This window comes from Aeromonas sp. 2692-1 (genome assembly GCF_013085505.1).
Taxonomy (GTDB): domain Bacteria; phylum Pseudomonadota; class Gammaproteobacteria; order Enterobacterales; family Aeromonadaceae; genus Aeromonas; species Aeromonas hydrophila.
The window spans coordinates 3,223,246-3,239,842 of sequence record NZ_CP038513.1; the positions used below are offsets into that span (position 1 = coordinate 3,223,246).

20 protein-coding genes are annotated in these 16,597 nt (G+C 64.2%); 11 read left to right on the plus strand and 9 right to left on the minus strand.

The window, feature by feature from the left end:
- The first annotated feature begins 33 nt into the window (after positions 1-33).
- From E5E97_RS15180 to pdxY, 3 genes are all read left to right on the plus strand, one after another.
- Positions 34-597 carry a phaC PHA synthase gene (locus tag E5E97_RS15180; protein WP_118881317.1) on the plus strand — a complete coding sequence of 188 codons (564 nt, stop codon included), beginning with the start codon at positions 34-36 and terminating at the stop codon, positions 595-597.
- 78 nt (positions 598-675) lie between these two features.
- Positions 676-1,431 (plus strand): DUF429 domain-containing protein, encoded by a 756-nt coding sequence (locus tag E5E97_RS15185; RefSeq protein ID WP_118881316.1) that lies wholly within the window; start codon positions 676-678, stop codon positions 1,429-1,431.
- Positions 1,432-1,890: 459 nt separating this feature from the next.
- The gene (gene pdxY / locus E5E97_RS15190) at positions 1,891-2,754 is read left to right on the plus strand and encodes a pyridoxal kinase PdxY (RefSeq protein ID WP_118881315.1); all 864 of its coding nucleotides are present in this window, start codon (positions 1,891-1,893) and stop codon (positions 2,752-2,754) included.
- A 179-nt stretch (positions 2,755-2,933) separates the two neighbouring features.
- Here pdxY and E5E97_RS15195 read toward each other — a convergent pair whose 3' ends face one another.
- The 5 genes from E5E97_RS15195 to E5E97_RS15215 form a co-directional block, all read right to left on the minus strand.
- The gene (locus tag E5E97_RS15195) at positions 2,934-3,266 is read right to left on the minus strand and encodes an antibiotic biosynthesis monooxygenase (protein WP_171280507.1); all 333 of its coding nucleotides are present in this window, start codon (positions 3,264-3,266) and stop codon (positions 2,934-2,936) included.
- Positions 3,267-3,382: 116 nt separating this feature from the next.
- Entirely contained in the window at positions 3,383-4,501 is a 1,119-nt protein-coding gene (locus E5E97_RS15200) for a glycerol dehydrogenase (protein WP_171280508.1), read from the minus strand.
- A 267-nt stretch (positions 4,502-4,768) separates the two neighbouring features.
- Positions 4,769-5,275, minus strand: coding sequence for a GNAT family N-acetyltransferase (locus tag E5E97_RS15205; RefSeq protein ID WP_118881312.1), 507 nt, complete (start codon positions 5,273-5,275; stop codon positions 4,769-4,771).
- Between the two features lie 169 nt (positions 5,276-5,444).
- Positions 5,445-5,837, minus strand: coding sequence for an NUDIX domain-containing protein (locus E5E97_RS15210; protein ID WP_162901949.1), 393 nt, complete (start codon positions 5,835-5,837; stop codon positions 5,445-5,447).
- Positions 5,834-6,406 (minus strand): class IV adenylate cyclase, encoded by a 573-nt coding sequence (locus tag E5E97_RS15215; protein WP_118881310.1) that lies wholly within the window; start codon positions 6,404-6,406, stop codon positions 5,834-5,836. Before E5E97_RS15215 ends, E5E97_RS15210 begins: the two co-directional genes overlap by 4 nt.
- Positions 6,407-6,762: 356 nt before the next feature.
- Between E5E97_RS15215 and E5E97_RS15220 the strand changes: the two genes are divergently transcribed.
- From E5E97_RS15220 to E5E97_RS15235, 4 genes are all read left to right on the plus strand, one after another.
- Positions 6,763-7,608 (plus strand): DUF5718 family protein, encoded by an 846-nt coding sequence (locus tag E5E97_RS15220; RefSeq protein ID WP_118881309.1) that lies wholly within the window; start codon positions 6,763-6,765, stop codon positions 7,606-7,608.
- Positions 7,609-7,767: 159 nt separating this feature from the next.
- The gene (locus tag E5E97_RS15225) at positions 7,768-8,100 is read left to right on the plus strand and encodes a YnfA family protein (RefSeq protein ID WP_011706244.1); all 333 of its coding nucleotides are present in this window, start codon (positions 7,768-7,770) and stop codon (positions 8,098-8,100) included.
- Positions 8,101-8,106: 6 nt separating this feature from the next.
- Positions 8,107-8,625 (plus strand): GNAT family N-acetyltransferase, encoded by a 519-nt coding sequence (locus tag E5E97_RS15230; RefSeq protein WP_257119911.1) that lies wholly within the window; start codon positions 8,107-8,109, stop codon positions 8,623-8,625.
- A gap of 7 nt (positions 8,626-8,632) precedes the next feature.
- Positions 8,633-9,070 (plus strand): acetyltransferase, encoded by a 438-nt coding sequence (locus E5E97_RS15235; protein WP_118881307.1) that lies wholly within the window; start codon positions 8,633-8,635, stop codon positions 9,068-9,070.
- A gap of 63 nt (positions 9,071-9,133) precedes the next feature.
- Here E5E97_RS15235 and E5E97_RS15240 read toward each other — a convergent pair whose 3' ends face one another.
- Together E5E97_RS15240 and E5E97_RS15245 are read right to left on the minus strand one after the other, a co-directional pair.
- Entirely contained in the window at positions 9,134-10,519 is a 1,386-nt protein-coding gene (locus E5E97_RS15240; RefSeq protein WP_118881306.1) for a DEAD/DEAH box helicase, read from the minus strand.
- A 159-nt stretch (positions 10,520-10,678) separates the two neighbouring features.
- Entirely contained in the window at positions 10,679-11,155 is a 477-nt protein-coding gene (locus E5E97_RS15245; protein WP_016350595.1) for a glutathione peroxidase, read from the minus strand.
- 287 nt (positions 11,156-11,442) lie between these two features.
- Between E5E97_RS15245 and E5E97_RS15250 the strand changes: the two genes are divergently transcribed.
- Positions 11,443-12,051 carry a 2OG-Fe(II) oxygenase gene (locus E5E97_RS15250; protein ID WP_162901948.1) on the plus strand — a complete coding sequence of 203 codons (609 nt, stop codon included), beginning with the start codon at positions 11,443-11,445 and terminating at the stop codon, positions 12,049-12,051.
- 200 nt (positions 12,052-12,251) lie between these two features.
- Positions 12,252-13,241 (plus strand): D-alanine--D-alanine ligase, encoded by a 990-nt coding sequence (locus E5E97_RS15255; protein ID WP_118881303.1) that lies wholly within the window; start codon positions 12,252-12,254, stop codon positions 13,239-13,241.
- Between the two features lie 78 nt (positions 13,242-13,319).
- On the opposite strand, the gene E5E97_RS15260 is transcribed toward E5E97_RS15255, so the two are convergent.
- Positions 13,320-13,733, minus strand: coding sequence for a VOC family protein (locus E5E97_RS15260; RefSeq protein ID WP_029301010.1), 414 nt, complete (start codon positions 13,731-13,733; stop codon positions 13,320-13,322).
- A gap of 166 nt (positions 13,734-13,899) precedes the next feature.
- On the opposite strand from E5E97_RS15260, the gene E5E97_RS15265 reads away from it, so the two are divergent.
- A complete protein-coding gene (locus E5E97_RS15265; RefSeq protein WP_118881302.1) occupies positions 13,900-14,661 on the plus strand; it encodes a tRNA-uridine aminocarboxypropyltransferase in 762 nt (253 codons plus the stop codon).
- Between the two features lie 209 nt (positions 14,662-14,870).
- Complete coding sequence (locus E5E97_RS15270; RefSeq protein WP_011706235.1) at positions 14,871-15,650, plus strand: TSUP family transporter; 780 nt, start codon at positions 14,871-14,873, stop codon at positions 15,648-15,650.
- Between the two features lie 75 nt (positions 15,651-15,725).
- Here the strand turns inward: E5E97_RS15270 and E5E97_RS15275 are convergent, their stop codons facing one another.
- The gene (locus E5E97_RS15275) at positions 15,726-16,580 is read right to left on the minus strand and encodes a LysR family transcriptional regulator (RefSeq protein WP_118881301.1); all 855 of its coding nucleotides are present in this window, start codon (positions 16,578-16,580) and stop codon (positions 15,726-15,728) included.
- Positions 16,581-16,597: the final 17 nt, after the last annotated feature.

Consider the following 16,597-nt stretch of genomic DNA (forward strand, 5'->3'; position numbering starts at 1 on the left):
GACGCCACTCCCTGAGTCTTGAGGAATGCATCGATGAAACCTGCTCGCCTGCTGCTTGCCCTGGGGGCTGCTGCCCTTGGCGGCGTTGCCCACGCCAGTACCCCTGTCCAGCTCTCCTTGCCCGGCGTCAATCTGCCCGCGTCCCATCAGGTCGAGGGGGCCAGAGCCTCTGTGCTCTATGGGCGCACCGGTCAGGTGAAGGGAGTCGATCTGCCGGTCTTCGCCCTCTCCGATGTGGATCAATTCACCGGTCTGCAGCTTGGTATCTTCCTCGGTGCCGGCCGGGTACGCCACCAGTTTGGCGGGGTGGCGATCAACGCGGTCAACTGGCACGAGGGTCAGGACAAGGGCGTCAACCTTGGCTTCGTCAACCTGACCAACAATGTGCAGGGCCTCAACTGGGGTGCCGTCAACATCGCCAAGGGCAATGCCCTGGCCAACGTCGGCTTCGTCAACTATGCCGAGCGCACCACCTTCCAGCTGGGCTTCATCAACGCCACCAAGCACCTGGACGGTCTGCAGATTGGCCTCGCCAACTACGCCGAGAACGGGATTTTCCCCATCTTGCCGCTGATCAATTTCAAGAAATCCTTCTAAGCCGCGCCGCCAACCTTGCTTTAGGGGCGCCAGCCATTACCCTGTGCTGCATTGATAGCGTGCAGAGGTGACACTGGCATGACAATGGAACACATGGATGCCATCGGCATCGGCTGGGACGTAAGAGGCTGGCAGGGCAGTGCCCAGGCGGTGGCCGTGGTGGGGTGGCAGGCGCGTGAACAGCGGCTGCACTGGTTTGGGGTATCGCCCCTGTTTCGACTTAGCTCACGGGTTGCGCCGGATCTGGATGCCTTGCTGCGCCCGGCACTGCACGACGAGATCCACCTGCTGCAGGTGCTGGCCTGCCCGCAGTTGGCGCTGGGCATCGACGCGCCGCTGGCGTTTCCTCGCGCCTTGGGCGAGCTGCTGGCGGGGAGGGCGACCGAGTGCGCCGTGCCCCAGCGTGAGATAGACAACCCTTATGCCTATCGGGACTGCGAGCGCTGGCTGCACCGGCAATATGGCAAGAAGCCGCTCTCGGCCACCTTCGACAGGCTCGGCAACAACGCGACCCTGGCGCTCGCCATGCTGCCCCGACTGGCCGACTTGCAGCTGGTGCCCAAGCAGCAACTGCAGGCCGATCGCGCCGTGCTGGAGGTCTATCCCGCCCTTGCCAAGGTGGGGGGCAAGGCATCGGCGGTGCGCGCCGAGCTGCTGGCGCATCTACCGGCCGATGTGACGGCGGGGACCGATCGCTACGACGCCGCCATCTGCGCCCTGATGGCGCTGCAATATGCCGCCAAGGGGAGCGTTTCCCTGTTGCCGACACTGGTGGCGCCACCTGCCGAGATGGCTTTGGACGAGGGTTGGGTCTACCACTTTGCTCGCCCCTGATAAACCGGATCGGGCCGACTAGCCCGATCCGGCCTTTGGCTGTCTGGTTATACCTTCACTTGCACCGACGCCGTGGCCTCCTTCCACTACATTGCCTTGCTGCCTTGCTGCCTTGCTGCCTTGCTGCCTTGCTGCCTTGCTGCCTGAGGGCCAGGGCTGCCACAGACACCCGCTTGTTTACTCGCCATCAGATGGCTCTGCGCACCAAAAGCCCATTTATTAATCTCATATGCCATCAAACAAGAGCTTTGTATCACTTTATTAGACCACGTCGGCCGTGTTTGCGGTTGCAAGCTGCGGCATGTCAGTGCAGAGGGGGCCGGTGATGGCGATGGCAACCAGGGCGTCAACGAGGATTTTGCCGACCAAATAAGGGTTTGTGCTGATCAAGGGTGGAAGATCAATATCTTCATCCGATATATTGCGCCTTTCCCCTGACTCTTCTCTGCGGTGATGTCGATGAAACGCATTCTCTCTATCCAGTCCCACGTGGTGTTCGGCTGTGCCGGCAACAGCGCCGCCGTGTTTCCCATGCGCCGTCTCGGTATGGAGGTATGGCCTATCAACACGGTGCAGTTCTCCAATCACACCCAATATGCGGCCGGATGGCAGGGAATGGCGATGCCCGCAGGGCATATCAGCGCCCTGTGCGAAGGGCTCTCGAACATCGAGGTGCTGGCGCACTGCGACGCCGTGCTGAGCGGTTATCTGGGCTCGGCGGAGCAGGGGGACGAGATCCTGGCGGTGGTGGCCGCGGTCAAGGCCGCCAATCCTGCCGCCATCTATTTTTGCGATCCGGTGATGGGCCATCCAGAGAAAGGGTGCATCGTCGCCCCTGGGGTGACCCGTTTCTTGACCGAGAAGGCGCTGCCGGCGGCCGACATCATGGCCCCCAATCTGCTGGAGCTGGAGACCCTGTGCGACGTCCATCTGACGGATTTGGCGCAGACGCGGGCCGCCGCTCATCAGCTGCTGGCGCGCGGGGTGAAGATGGTGCTGGTCAAGCATCTTGGACGCGCTGCCCGTGAGCCGGGTCGTTTCGAGATGCTGCTGGCCACCACCGAGGGAGATTATCTGATCGACCGCCCGCTCTACGAGTTTGCCCGCCAGCCGGTGGGCGTGGGGGATCTCATCAGCGCGCTGATGCTGGCCAATCTGCAGGCGGGTTACGATGCCGTCAGCGCGTTCGAGCGCACCAATGCGGCGGTGGATACGGTACTACTGCACACCTGGCAGGCCGATGCCTATGAGTTGCAGCTGATCGCGGCTCAGGAGGCCTTTGCCGCCCCTCTGATCAAGGCGCGGGCCGAACGGTTGGCCTGATCTTCCCATCAGGGGCCAAGTCTGGGCGCGGATGATCCGCGTTCTGCTTGGCCCTCTGATCACTCTTCCTCACTTCTCTCTTGGTTAACAGCCCACCCCCGTGCCACTTATCTGCTTGCACACCGAACGAGGCAATGCCGCTTCAGCCGTCACCTTGGTCCTGACACCGGGCATCTGGTTCAGATCAGGCCGTTATCCTGTTTCCGCTGCTCTGTCTCATCGAAGGTGACCTGCCGGTAGTGCTCGACCGTGGGGAAGGGATCGTAGAAGTGATGGAGCAGGGCCTTCCACTGCTGGTACTGGGGTGAGCCACGAAAGCCCTGGGTGTGATCTTCGAGGCGCTGCCAGTTGACCAGCAGCAGATAGCGGTGGGGATCGGTCAGCGAGCGCTGGAGCTGGTGTCCGCCGTAGCCCGGCATGGTGCTGATGATGCGCTGGGCTTGGGAGAATGCCAGCTCGAAGGTGGCAGCCTGACCGGGGATGACCTGCAAATGGGCGACTTCCAATATCATGGTGACTCCTTGTCCCAAAGATAAAGGGGCCATTGCAGCAGGTCGGGCAGGGAATGACAAGGCCGGCCGCAGGGGCCGGCCTTGTCGCTGTGATCACGGCTTGGCTTGAGTGCCGATCAGGCGCGTGGGTGACGGGTCCGGTAGCGCTCGGCCATGGCATTGGCCGCGATCATGGCGTGGTAGACATCCTGCTCGCTGACGCTCATCGGCATGTTGCCCATGGTATCGAGGGGATCGCAGGCAAGCTTGGCCACCTGGCGCCACTCGCTCTCCACGAAACGGCTCAGCCCCATCTCCTGCAGGGTCATGGGCAGGCCGGCCAGCTGGATGATGCGCATCACCTCGTCCAGCTCGGCCTGGGGCGCGCGCTCGAGTACCAGCTGGGTGAGCAGGCCGAACACCACCTTCTCGCCGTGCTGGGCCCGGTGCAGATCCGCCACCACCGACATGCCGTTGTTGATCGCATGGGCCGCCGCCAGGCCGCCCGCTTCGGCGCCCACGCCGCTCAGATAGATGGTGGCTTCGATGGTCTGCTCCAGCGCCGGGGTGGTGACATGGTGGCGCACCGCGTCCATCGCCAGCTCGATGTTCTCCCCCAGCAGCTCGTAGCAGAGCCGGGCCAGCCCGAGGCCGGTGCGGGAGGGGCGCTTGCCCACCAGATTGATGCCGTCCGCCCGGTAACAGGCGCGGGCCTCGAAGTAGGTGGCGAGCGCATCACCCACGCCGGCGGCGAAGAAGCGGGCGGGGGCCGCCGCTATGATGGCGGTGTCGGCGATCACCACATCCGGGTTCTGGGGCAGGAACAGATAGCGCTCGAACTCGCCCGCCGGGTTGTAGATCACCGCGAGGGCGGTGCAGGGGGCATCGGTGGAGGCGATGGTGGGAAACAGCACCACGGGGCGGCGCAGGTAGAAGGCCACCGCCTTGGCAACGTCCAGGGTCTTGCCGCCGCCGATGCCGACGATGACGTTGGCCCCCTGTTGCTCGGCCAGATCGCACAGGCGGCGGATCTCGATGTCGGTGCATTCGTAGTTGAACTTCTCGACCGCCCCCTTCAGACCTGCCTGCAGCAGGCCGGCCAGCGCCTCCTCCCGCACTCGCTCCAGAATGAACTCGTCGCTGACGAGCAGGGCGTTGTCGCCGAAATCTTTTACGTGATCATGGAGTTGGGGCAGCAGATCGTGGCCGATGATGAACTTTTTGGGGGAGGTGACGGTACGAGGCAGGATAGGCATGCAGTATTCCTCAAGGCAGTGAGTGGCATCCATTTGGTATGCAAACGGGTCTTCCTGCCACACCATACGCCTCGTCTAGGTTGAGGTGAAGGAACAATCATATGCAAATGGGGCTATAGCAGACTCAAAATTAATCTTTATGCTGTCTTGATTGTTTTCTGAAAGCTGAAGGGGTAACGCAACGCGCCCTCCATGGGGAGGGCGCACTGTGGCTACAGAGTAGGGGCGAGCAGTGTAGAGGCGTGCGAAGCGGAGGCGGTGCGCGGCTCAGAGCTGCTTGTAGAAGAAGAGGGTGGCCGCCAGGGTGCCGTCGGCACTGCGGGCAAAGGCGGGGATCTGGCCCGCCTCCTGGTAGCCCAGCTGGCGATAGAGGCGGGAGGCGGCATCGCCCACCCGGGTGTCGAGCACCAGCAGGCTGCGACCGGCCTCTTTGGCCCCTTGCTCCATGCTGGCCATCAGGGCACAGCCGACCCCCTTGCCACGGTGGAGACTGTGCACCATCAGTTTTTCCACCTCGGCGCGGTGACGGCCATTGGCCTTGGTGCACAGCGAGAGCTGGAGGGCACCGACCAGCTGGTGCTGCAGGAAGGCGACCCAGAGCCGGCGGCTGCCCGCGGCCAGCTCCGTCTCTATGCCCTGCCAATAGACGAGCCCCTGCTCTTCGGTCAGCGGCGGCAGAAAGCCCACCGACGCGCCGCTGGCGACGCTGTCTTGCAGCAAAGTGATGAGGGCAGGTTTGATGCCCTGGGTGGTATCAACCTCAACTATGTCCATCAGGAGTCCTTGTCAACGAAGTTCACGCCGCCGGCCCGGTCTGCCGCGGCGCCTGCCGCCAACGGGACCGGCGGCAGGATGACTGGTTAGACTCGCCGTTTCTGCCGCCAATTTCAAGTCGTTGTCGCTCGCCGGGTGCGCCCGATCACGCCCTCCAGGCGGGCTTCCCTCAGCGGATGAGCTTCTGTTCGACCAGCCAGGCAAACAGCAGCCGGGAAACCGGCGAGATCTCGGCCATATGGCGGCTGTCGAGCCAGCGCAGCTCGGCGATCTCCGCCGAGGCGACGGGAGAGCCGTCAGCCTCGCCGGTGTAGCAGCGCAGCCTGACGTTGACCCCCTGTGGCTTGCCGTCGGCCTGGGCGCTGAACTCGCAGGCAAACGCCAGGGTGTCGGGCTGGAGGGCCACGGCCAGCTCCTCCTCGATTTCGCGCATCAGCGCTGCCTCGTCGCTTTCTCCCGCTTCGCGCTTGCCGCCGGGAATGTAGTAGATGTGCTTGCCGTGGGAGCGGGCACAGAGCAGTTGCTGATCCTTGAAGGTCAGCCAGGCGAGTTTGTCGATCATGAACGTCTCTCTGGTGATGGGGTAGTGGCTTGTTCGCACAGGGTGCGATAGGAGCGGCTCTCCAGCCGGTCGGGGTCCAGCCCGAGCCGGGCGGCCAGGGACAGCAGTTGCTGGCGATAATCTGGCAGCAGGGTTTCGTCATCGGTCATGATGGCCAGCTCGGCGAAATCGCCGAGCCCCGCCAGGTGATCCAGGGTGACGTGGAAGGGGCCGACGAAATAGATGCTGCGTACTTTGCGAAGGGTCAGTATCGGCTGGTAGCCCAGGGTGTGCAGCATGCTGATGGCCTTGTCGGCGTCGGTGATGTTGACCGCCTCGCAGCGATCGGGTTCGGGCCCCTTCACGATCCAGAGCCGGATGCCGGAGGGCTGCATGGCGCGGATCAGCAGGCTCTTGCCCGCCGCGCTCAGGCTGCGGTCCGGCGTGTCGAAGTAGGTGTCCTGCTCCTGGTTGCGCTCCAGCATCACCTCGGGATTGAGGGCGGCGAGGGCAGTGGTGAAGGCCTCGACATCGCCGAGTCTGTATTTGAACTCGACCTCGAAGCGGCCCTGAAAGTGCTGTGCTGACATCGGCAGGCATCCTTGAGTGTGCGGATTGGCATGGCGGGCAGCCTAGCAAAGTTGGCGGGCTGGCCCAAGGGGCAAGGCGGCAGGATGTGGAAACGATCTGTTTCCGGGGGCCATGGTTGATCAATGCGCTGCCTGTTGCCCTGATCAAGGGCAGGCGCCGCACACGGTCGAACCAGTGCGGGTATGGCGGTTGCTCACAAGCTCGCCGACCGGCTCGCAAAAGTTCGCGCTGGCGCACAGGATGGGGCGTGCAGGCTGGGCGAGGGCAGATCCCTGTGTTTTAATCCTCGCCACGTTTGCGGCAGCCGCCCCGTGCCGGGCCGCTGCCTTCGCTTTGGCATGAGGCAGGTGAGAAGATGCAAGTGACAGCAGAGAGCAAGTTTATCGGACTCGGGGTGGCGGGCAATTTCGCCGGTCATTTGGAGCAGGCCGGCGAGGCCTCGGATTTCGTGGCGGTGGTGGTGCGCGACACCAGCGCCCCCAAGGCGCTGTTCCCCTTCTACGTGCCGGGCCACCCCGGCCAGCTCGGCGTCTTCCCCTTGAGCGGTGACGCCATCTTCTTGCCGGAAGCGGCGGTGAGCGGCGATGAGAAGGTGCAGATAGAGCCGGAAGTGGCGCTATGGTGCGAGCTGGAGTACGCGGGGGAGCAGGTGGTGGCCATCCATCCGCGCGCCTTTGGTGCCTACAACGACTGCTCTATCCGCCGTCCCAACGCCAAAAAGATCAGCGAGAAGAAGAACTGGGGCGAAGAGAGCAAGGGGCTGGCCCCCGCGTTGCTGCCCCTGTCCCATTTCGCCGCCGGCTGCGAGCTCGATGACTACCGCATCGCCTGCTACCTGGAGCGGGACGGCGAGCTGCACCCCTATGGGGTCGACAGCGCGGCGGTGGATTACAGCTACTTCCACGGCCAGCTGCTGACGTGGGCCATCGACAAGTTCAACCATCAGCAGGACGAGGGGCCGGCCGAGCACATCCAGGGACTGCTGGCCCAGGCCGGGCGCCCGGCCCATGCCCTCATCAGCATCGGGGCCACCCGCTATACCCCGTTTGGCGAGACCCACTTCCTCAAGCCCGGCGACACCGCCTGCGTGCTGCTCTATCCGGCCAGCCGCTATGACGAGGCGGCGATCCGCGAGGCCATCAGAGCCCGCCGCTTCGGGCCGGGCATGTCGGTGCTGCTGCAGGCGGTCAAGACCCGCTGATGACCTGGCCTTCCCCCGTACTGGCGGGGGAAGGCCGGCCGAGCATGTATCCGCTATCTTTCCCCCTCGCGTTTCTTGCCTGATCCCGCTTACCCGGCCCGGCCATTTGGCTTACCATTGCTCTTTTGCCGAACACGTTGTTGAACAATGGGGTAGCCGATGGGCGAGTTGAAAACCATGGGGTTGTTTCTGGTAACGGCGCTGGCCGAGATCCTGGGCTGTTATCTGCCCTATCTCTGGCTGACCCAGGGGCGCAGCGTCTGGCTGTTGCTGCCAGCGGGGTTGAGCCTGATGCTGTTTGCCTGGCTGCTGTCACTGCACCCGACCGCGGCCGGGCGCGTCTATGCCGCCTATGGCGGTGTCTACATCTTCGTGGCCATCCTCTGGCTCTGGCTGGTGGACGGCATCCGGCCCAGCCTGTGGGATCTGGTGGGGTCGCTGGTGGCCCTGTGCGGCATGGCCATCATCATGTTTGCCCCCCGCGAGGCGTGAAGCCGCATCGCCCGCAGCTCAAGGAGAAGAGGAATGACGCTCATCAGGGCCTGTACCCTGCAGGACATGGCCGGTCTGCTGGCGCTCTATCGGGAATTGCGCCCCCATGACCCAGCGCTCGCACCGGATCTTGCCCGCGCGGCGCTGACGGCCTTGCTGGCGCAGCCCCATCTCCACCTGCTGGTGGCGGAGGTGGATGGCCAGCTGGCGGCCACCTGCCAGCTCGGCGTGGTCGCGACCCTGACCAACGGCGGCCGGCCGTTTGGCATGGTGGAGCACGTGGTGACGGCCTCTGCGTTTCGGCGCCGGGGCATCAGCCGGCAGTTGCTGACCCATGCCCTTGAGCTCGCCTGGCAGCAGGATTGCTACAAGGTGATGCTGCTGTCGGGGGAGGGGCGCGAGGCGGCCCACCGGCTCTATGCGTCGCTTGGCTTCAGGGCCGGCATCGAGAAGGGGTTTGTCCTCAAGCAGGTCGACGCCATGGCGACGACCGGACAGGCCCTGAACAATCAATCTGTTGAGTGAGTTCGATATGAGACTGGAGCAGGCCGTGCGCGGGGATTATCAGGCCCTGATCGCGCTGTGGGAGGCGTCGGTGCGCGCCACCCACCATTTTTTGCCGGATGAGGAGATCGCCACCCTGCGCGCGCTCATCCTGGAACACTACTTTGACGCCGTGACCCTCACCTGCGCCCGCAGTGAGCAGGGGATCGCCGGCTTTTGCGGGGTGCACGAGGGCAACATCGAGATGCTGTTCATCGACCCCGCGCTGCGCGGGGGCGGGGTGGGCCGCCTGCTGGTGGCCGATGCCATCGCCCGGCTGGGGGCGACCCGGGTGGACGTCAACGAGCAGAATGAGCAGGCGCTCGGCTTCTATCGCCGCCTGGGCTTCGAGGTGGTGGGGCGCTCGGCGCTGGACGGGCAGGGCAAGCCCTATCCATTGCTGCATATGACACTGACAGGCCAGTGACACCGGCCCAGTAAAAAACCGCTCTCGGGCGGTTTTTTGTTATTACGGGATCAGGACGGCCTGTTACTCCTCGCTGGAGTTGTCCTGATAGTCGTCGCGCTGGGCCTTGGGCAGGCGGCGCATGGGGGTAAAGCCGATATCCTCGCCCACCACTTCCCGCTTGCGGGCTGGGGCTGGCTTCTTGCCGCCATCGCTCTTTGCCTTGCTCTTGCCTGCGGCGGATTTGCCGTTGCCGCCCTTGGCATTGGCGGCGCCACGGGCGCGCGGCGGATTTTGTACCGGCTTGCTGCCTGGCAGGGTCTGCCGGCTCGGCTTGCCGCTTGGCTCATACCCTTCCAGGATCTCCACCGAGAGGGATTGGCCGATCAGCGCCTCTATCCCCTTGAGCTGGCCCAGCTCGTCCTGGCTCACCAGCGAGATGGCCTCGCCGCCACGACCGGCGCGGCCGGTGCGGCCGATGCGGTGGATGTAATCCTCCGCCATCTGGGGCAGTTCGAAGTTGATCACGTGGGGCAGCTGATCGATGTCGAGGCCGCGAGCGGCGATGTCGGTCGCCACCAGCACCCGCACCTTGCCTTCCCGAAAATCCGCCAGCGCCCGGTTGCGGGCACCCTGGCTCTTGTCGCCGTGGATGGCGACGGTATCGAGCCCGTCTTTTTGCATCTGCTGGGCCAGGCGATCGGCGATCTGCTTGGTGCGCACGAACACCAGCACCCGCTGCCAGTTGCCACGGCCGATCATGTGGGAGAGCAGCTCGCGGCGACGTTCCCGATCGACCTGGATGATGCGCTGGGTCACCTGCTCGGCGGCGGTGTTGCTGGGATCCACCTCGATCAGGGTGGGCTCTTTGAGCAGGTCATCCGCCAGCGCCTTGATCTCGCTTGAGAAGGTGGCGGAGAACAGCAGGGTCTGCCGTTCGGCCGGCAGTGCCTTCATGATACGGCGAATGTCGACGATGAAGCCCATGTCGAGCATGCGATCCGCTTCGTCCAGCACCAGCACTTCCAGCTCGGACAGGGTCAGCGCCCCCTGGGTCAGCAGATCCAGCAGACGGCCCGGGGTGGCCACCAGGATGTCGATGCCGAGCTTGATGGCGTCCAGATTGGGCTTGATGCTGACGCCGCCGTAGGCGATCAGGGTGCGAAACGGCAGGTGGTGGGCATATTTGATGATGCTCTCACCCACCTGGGCAGCCAGTTCGCGGGTCGGGGTCAGCACCAGGGCCCGCACCTGACGGCGGCCACGGCCATGGTTGGCCAGCAGGCGCTGCAGCATGGGCAGGGTGAAACCGGCCGTTTTGCCTGTGCCTGTCTGGGCGCCGCCGAGCACATCCTGTCCGGCCAGAATGGCGGGGATGGCTTGTTGCTGGATGGGGGTTGGCTGTTCGTAACCCAGCTCCTTGACGGCCCGCAGGATGTGCGGAGACAGACCCAGTTCGTTGAATGACATGTTCGAGAGAGACTCCTCTGGTGAGCCTTGGGCTCAGCGGATGGCAGGTGCGCTGGCACCCGCCACAAGATGGAAATGATAACGGGGGCGTAATATAGCAGATGCACGGCCTGCACGCAGCAGCCGTGTCGCGTTGTCCGGCCGCCGCGTGCCGCGGCCTCAGAGCAGGGCCAGGATATCGTCTCGCAGGCTCTCGGGTTTGGTGGTGGGGGCAAAGCGGTCAACCACCTTGCCGTCCCGGTCGATCAGAAACTTGGTGAAGTTCCACTTGACGTTCTCCAGCCCCAGCAGGCCCGGTTTCTCCTTCTTTAGCCACTGATAGAAGGGGTGGGCCTGCTCGCCGTTGACCTCGCACTTGGCCATGATGGGGAAGCTGACCGGATAGTCGAGGGAGCAGAAGCGGGCGATCTCCTCTGCATCCCCCGGCTCCTGATGGCCGAACTGATCGCAGGGGAAGCCCAGGATCACCAGTCCGCGTGGGCCCAGTTCGCGATAAAGCGCCTCCAGTCCGGTGTACTGGGGGGTAAAGCCGCAGCGGCTGGCGACGTTGACCACCAGCACGACCTGGCCTTGCAGGGTGGACAAGGGCAGTTCGGTACCGTCAAGGCGTTGCAGGATAAGGTCGGGCAATGACATGAAGCACTCCTGTTGCATGGGGCCCATTCAGGGCGTATCGCTCCACGGTAACGGGCGCGACGACACGGAGCAAGCGCCGCTTTCCCCTTTGCCATGAAAGATCCGGCCCGGTCTGAGGCCATTTGAGTGCGCCGGATCACAGGCTGGCGATGGCGACCAGATAATGGGGGCCTTGTGCGCCCGGATAGCGTATTGATGGTGGGACTTCTGAGGATAAGCAAACCGGTTTGTGTCTTGCCCTGGAAGTCGCTAAAAAGCGCCCTCTCTCCACTTGTTGCGAGTCAATCTTGGACTATCAAGCCGTCATGGACGCCATATACACCCGGGGATGGGTGATAGTGGATGATTTTTTAACCGCCGCCGAGGTGGATGCCCTCAAGGCGTGTCTGCCGGATGCGTGGCGGCCGGCGGGGATCGGTCGTGATGCCCTGCATCAGGACAACCGCGCCATTCGCCGGGATCAGATCCACTGGCTCGACCCCTCCCTCGGCGCGCCGGTGGCCGACTATCTGGCCCGCATGGAGGCACTGCGGCTGGCCGCCAACCGGATGCTGATGCTAGGGCTGTTCGACTACGAGGCCCACTTTGCCCGCTATCGCAGCGGCGACTTCTATGCCACCCATCGCGATGCCTTCGCCGGGCGTTCCAACCGCCGCCTCACCTCGGTGTTCTACTTGAACAACGACTGGCAACCCCAGGCGGGCGGGGTGCTGCGGATGTACGATGACGACGAGCAGTTTTTGATGGATGTCTCGCCCCGGGGCGGGCGGCTGGTGCTGTTTCTATCCGAAGAGTTCCCCCACGAGGTGCTGCCCGCCAACCAGGAGCGCTACAGCATCGCCGGCTGGTTTCGAGTCAACGGTAGCGGCAATGGCCGGCTCGATCCGCCGCGTTGATCTCTTTTCATCCAATTTCTGACACAGGCGGGAATTTTTATGGCCGTTGTCGGCGGATGGGGCTCCCATCGGCTGACAAGGCTTGATCTCCCTTGCTACACTGGCCCGCACTTATCTTCGTATCTGGCTTCGTCCGGTTTTAATGCGGTTGGGTTTTAAATGGTGATGGCGAAGCCGCTTTTCCCAAGGGATCACATCTAATGAAGAACATGCATGTCTTGCTGCTGTGCGGCGGCGGTGGCTCCGAGCACGAAGTCTCTCTGCGAAGCGCAAATTTTCTCGAGCAACAGCTCGGTCTTTTGCCTGGGGTCGACGTGACCCGGGTCGAGATGTTTGCCGACCGCTGGCTCAGCGCCGACGGCCGCGAATGCAAGCTGGGGCTGGACAAGCTGCTGTCGTTTGACAGCGTGGCCCGCCCGGTGGATTACGTGGTGCCCTGCATCCACGGCTACCCTGGCGAGACCGGCGACCTGCAATCCTTCCTCGAGCTGGCGGGCCTGCCTTATCTGGGCTGCGACGCCGAGGCGAGCAAGATCTGCTTCAACAAGATCAGCACCAAGCTGTGGCTCTCCGCCATCGGCATCCCCAACACCCCTTATCTGTTCCTGACCGAGCAGAATGACGCGGCGCTGAGCGAGGCGAAAGCCGCGCTGGCCAAGTGGGGCAAGGTCTTCATCAAGGCGGCCTCCCAGGGCTCTTCCGTCGGCTGCTACTCCGCCAGCAACGAAGCGGATCTGGTGAAGGGCATTGCCGATGCCTTCGATTACTCCGAGCAGGTGCTGATCGAAAAAGCGGTCAAGCCGCGCGAGCTGGAAGTGGCGGTGTACCAGTACGGTGACGAGCTGGTGGCCACCTACCCGGGCGAGATCTGTGTGCCGCAGGACAAGTTCTACACCTATGAAGAGAAGTACAGCAGCGCCAGTCACACCGAGACCGCACTGCGTGCCGAGGGGCTGACCCAGGCGCAGGCTGATGCCATTCACGAGTACGCGCTCAAGGCGTTCCGTCAGCTCAAACTGACCCACCTGTCGCGCATCGACTTCTTCCTGACCGAAGAGGGCGAGATCCTGCTGAACGAAATCAACACCTTCCCGGGCATGACCTCCATCTCCATGTTCCCGAAACTGCTGGAGCATCACGGTCACCGCTTCGCCGACTACCTTGAGCAGATCCTGCGCAAGGCAGTCTGAGGCCGGCGCCCGAGCAGGGCGAGCTGAATGATGAAGAGGGGCCCGCGGGCCCCTCTGTCGTTGTTGCGATGGGCGATGTCACATGGCTTCAGGGGTGAACAGCCAGATGTGCGCCCCTTGTGGATCTGCGATCAGCGCCATGCGCCCGACCCCCGGGATATTCATGGCGGGCACCACCACGCTGCCGCCGTGCTGGTTGACCCTGAGCACCCTGGCATCGACGTCATCCACCGCGATATAGGTTGCCCAGTGGGGTGGTACGCCGGCCATCTCGGGATTGCCCCGGGTGGCCTGCACGCCGGCGATCGGCCTGCCATTGGCAACCAGCATGGGGTAGTCGCCGCCTTCCATCGCCATGGTCTGGCTCTCCCAGCCGAGCACCTCGGTGTAGAAACGGATCCCGGCCTCGGCATCGGGCAGATAGAGCTCGTGCCAGGTGAAGGTAGTGCCTTCGGCCAGGGCGTGCTCGCGGGCTATATCTTGTTCTGCCATCGTCGTCCTCCTGTGTCCCATGCGTGGGTGCATGGGTTGACGACCAAGTATAGAGAGGCGTGGCCTCCCGGCTTGCCCCGGATGGGGGGCCTTGCTGCGCGGTGGACGGCTCGTTACAATCTGCCCCCTTTTTGTCCTGCCACAGGCATCGCCAGAGCCGCGTTCCATGAAGCCAATTCCCGATCACGCCGTCAATCGCCTGCGCATCTGGCGCAAGAGCGTCTCGACCCGACCCTTTCTCGCCCGTGGCGGCAGCGTGCCGCGCTGCGAAGCCTGTCAGCTGCGCCACGACTGGTGTGCCTGCGAATGGCGCCCCGAGCTCAAGGCCGAGGCCGGCTTCTGCCTGTTGATGTACGACAGCGAGCCGATGAAGCCCTCCAACACCGGCCGTCTCATCGCCGATGTGCTGCCGGATACCACCTGGGCGTTTCTCTGGTCGCGCACCAAGCCCCATCCCGAGCTGCTGGCCCTACTGGCGGATCCCGTCTGGCAGCCCTATGTGGTGTTTCCCGCCTGCGAGAAGGAGCCGGCCCGGCTCACCTCGGTGGTGACCCCGCTCCCCGGCAAGAAGCCGCTGTTCATCCTGCTGGACGGCACCTGGCCCGAGGCGCGCAAGATGTTCAACAAGAGCCCCTATCTGGACGGCTTGCCGGTGCTCTCCATCAAGCCCGACGCGCTCTCCACCTATGGCATGCGGGTAGCGCACTGCGACGAGCACCTGTGCACCGCCGAAGTGGCGGCCTGTGTGCTGGAGGTGGCCGGCGAGCTGGCGGCGGGGCAGGCACTGCAGCTCTGGTTCAATCTCTTCAGCAGCCGCTACATGGCGGGCCGGGTCAGCCGGGCTCCCGGTGAGGATGAAGCCCATCTGCAGCGGGCGCTGGCCGACATCAAGGGCAATGAGGCGACCTGCGCGCCCGATGCCGCCTGAGCAAGACGGGTGAGGGGGCCGGCATGCTTGTCAGCCGCTTCACAGGGGGGATTAATTGATGAAAATCAGGAATCAATTGCCTGCCACTGTTTCGTTAGCTTCATGAGCCAAGCCCTATTAGGATAGCGACCAGCGTTGTTCATCAGGCTCATGGCGAGCCTGCGCCATGCGGGCCCTTGCCGGCCCTCGTCAATGTTGTGAGGCTATGGATGGAATTGGAACTGTTTACCCTGCTTGCCCTGTTCGGCGTGGCCCTGGTGGCCGGCTTTATCGATGCCATTGCCGGCGGGGGCGGCCTGCTGACGGTGCCCGCCCTGCTCGCCACCGGCATGCCGCCGGCGCTGGTGCTTGGCACCAACAAGCTGCAGAGCAGTTTTGGCTCCTTCTCCGCCACCTGGTTCTATGCCCGCAAGGGGCTGCTGGAGTGGCACATCATCTGGCCGGCGGTGATCTGCACCTTCATCGGCGCGGCGCTCGGCACCCTAGCGGTGCAGACCATCGACGCCGCCATCCTGGAACGGTTGCTGCCCTTCCTGCTGATGGCCTTCGCCTGCTACTTCTTCTTCTCTCCCCGGGTGAGCGATGCCGAGAGCTCCCGCCGCCTCGCTCCCATGGCGTTCGCCCTGCTGGTGGGCGGCGGGGTGGGCTTCTATGACGGCTTCTTCGGGCCGGGCACAGGATCGTTTTTTGCCATCGGTTTCGTGGCGCTGGCGGGCTTTGGCATGGCGCGGGCTACCGCCCACACCAAGTTGCTCAACTTCACCTCCAACATCGCCTCGCTGCTGTTTTTCGCGCTGGGGGGCAAGGTGGTGTGGAGCGTCGGCTTCTGCATGGCGCTGGGCCAGTTCATCGGCGCCCGTTTCGGCTCGAAAATGGTACTCAAGCAAGGGGTAAAGCTCATCAAGCCGCTGCTGGTGACCGTCTCCTTGCTGATGTCCGCCAAGCTGGTGTGGAGCCAGTACCCCGAGCTGTTTGCCTGGCTGGGGTAAGCGCTTTTCGCTGACACTGGCAGTCAACACAAGGGGGCCCGATCCGCAAGATCGGGCCCCTTTGCATTGTGGCGCTCAGCCGGCCAGCGGCTGGAAGTGGGCTTGCAGGGCCTGCACCAGCTGGGCGATGCGTGCACGCTTGAGGCTGTTTGGCCGATAGACCAGGTGCAGCGGGCGGGCGAGCCCGGCGAGGGGGCGAGCCTGGGTCCCCTGTGCGCCGACCAGCGCCAGCAGGCCGGCCGGCAGCAGCACAGGGCCGATGCCGGCCTTGGCCAGCTCGATCAGCGCCAGGTAGGAGTCGAGCTCCATGGCGGGGATGAGGCCAAGGGCCGCCAGCGGTTCGCGCAGGTAGCGGTTGGAGGGGTTGTCCAGGTCCATGGTGAGGATCTGACGCAGCCCTTGATCGGCGTTTTCGCCCTCGCGCTGATCGCCCTCCACCAGATAGAAGGGCTCCTCCAGCAGCAGGCTGGCCTCCAGGCCGTGGCCAGGTGGCAGGCGCCCGGCGCAGATGCCGAGCAGGGCATCGCCGCTGCGCACTCGCGCCAGAATGACCGGGGTATGGTGGGTGGAGAGGGCGAGATGGGGATCCTGTCGCAGGTAGTCGTGCATGAAGCGGGCGAGGTAACCCGCCAGCAGGGTCTCGGAGCAGGCGACGGGCAGGGGAGTCAGGTCAGTGAGGGTCTGACTGTCGGCCAGCACCCCCTTCATCTCGGCGAGGCTGGGTGCGACCCGGGCCAGCAGCTCTTGTGCCTGGGGGGTGAGCCTTATCTGGCGCCCGTCCGGCTCGACCAGCTTCTTGCCGAGGCGCTGTTCAAGCTGGGCGATGCGCTTGCTCACCGCCGACTGGCTGATATAGAGCCGGCTGGCCACCTTGGCCATGGTGCCTTCGCTGGCCAGCAGGCAGAGTGTCTCCAGCCCTTCCAGTAACATATCGCCTCCCGTCATCT

Bases quoted from the DNA above. Each gene is read 5' to 3' on its own strand.
- E5E97_RS15210 (WP_162901949.1), bottom strand. From the start codon at position 5,837: ATGATCGACAAACTCGCCTGGCTGACCTTCAAGGATCAGCAACTGCTC.
- E5E97_RS15225 (WP_011706244.1), top strand. From the start codon at position 7,768: ATGGGCGAGTTGAAAACCATGGGGTTGTTTCTGGTAACGGCGCTGGCC.
- E5E97_RS15195 (WP_171280507.1), bottom strand. From the start codon at position 3,266: ATGATATTGGAAGTCGCCCATTTGCAGGTCATCCCCGGTCAGGCTGCC.
- E5E97_RS15220 (WP_118881309.1), top strand. From the start codon at position 6,763: ATGCAAGTGACAGCAGAGAGCAAGTTTATCGGACTCGGGGTGGCGGGC.
- E5E97_RS15270 (WP_011706235.1), top strand. From the start codon at position 14,871: ATGGAATTGGAACTGTTTACCCTGCTTGCCCTGTTCGGCGTGGCCCTG.
- E5E97_RS15275 (WP_118881301.1), bottom strand. From the start codon at position 16,580: ATGTTACTGGAAGGGCTGGAGACACTCTGCCTGCTGGCCAGCGAAGGC.
- E5E97_RS15235 (WP_118881307.1), top strand. From the start codon at position 8,633: ATGAGACTGGAGCAGGCCGTGCGCGGGGATTATCAGGCCCTGATCGCG.
- E5E97_RS15255 (WP_118881303.1), top strand. From the start codon at position 12,252: ATGAAGAACATGCATGTCTTGCTGCTGTGCGGCGGCGGTGGCTCCGAG.
- E5E97_RS15240 (WP_118881306.1), bottom strand. From the start codon at position 10,519: ATGTCATTCAACGAACTGGGTCTGTCTCCGCACATCCTGCGGGCCGTC.
- pdxY (WP_118881315.1), top strand. From the start codon at position 1,891: ATGAAACGCATTCTCTCTATCCAGTCCCACGTGGTGTTCGGCTGTGCC.
- E5E97_RS15260 (WP_029301010.1), bottom strand. From the start codon at position 13,733: ATGGCAGAACAAGATATAGCCCGCGAGCACGCCCTGGCCGAAGGCACT.
- E5E97_RS15215 (WP_118881310.1), bottom strand. From the start codon at position 6,406: ATGTCAGCACAGCACTTTCAGGGCCGCTTCGAGGTCGAGTTCAAATAC.
- E5E97_RS15205 (WP_118881312.1), bottom strand. From the start codon at position 5,275: ATGGACATAGTTGAGGTTGATACCACCCAGGGCATCAAACCTGCCCTC.
- E5E97_RS15200 (WP_171280508.1), bottom strand. From the start codon at position 4,501: ATGCCTATCCTGCCTCGTACCGTCACCTCCCCCAAAAAGTTCATCATC.
- E5E97_RS15245 (WP_016350595.1), bottom strand. From the start codon at position 11,155: ATGTCATTGCCCGACCTTATCCTGCAACGCCTTGACGGTACCGAACTG.
- E5E97_RS15265 (WP_118881302.1), top strand. From the start codon at position 13,900: ATGAAGCCAATTCCCGATCACGCCGTCAATCGCCTGCGCATCTGGCGC.
- E5E97_RS15180 (WP_118881317.1), top strand. From the start codon at position 34: ATGAAACCTGCTCGCCTGCTGCTTGCCCTGGGGGCTGCTGCCCTTGGC.
- E5E97_RS15185 (WP_118881316.1), top strand. From the start codon at position 676: ATGACAATGGAACACATGGATGCCATCGGCATCGGCTGGGACGTAAGA.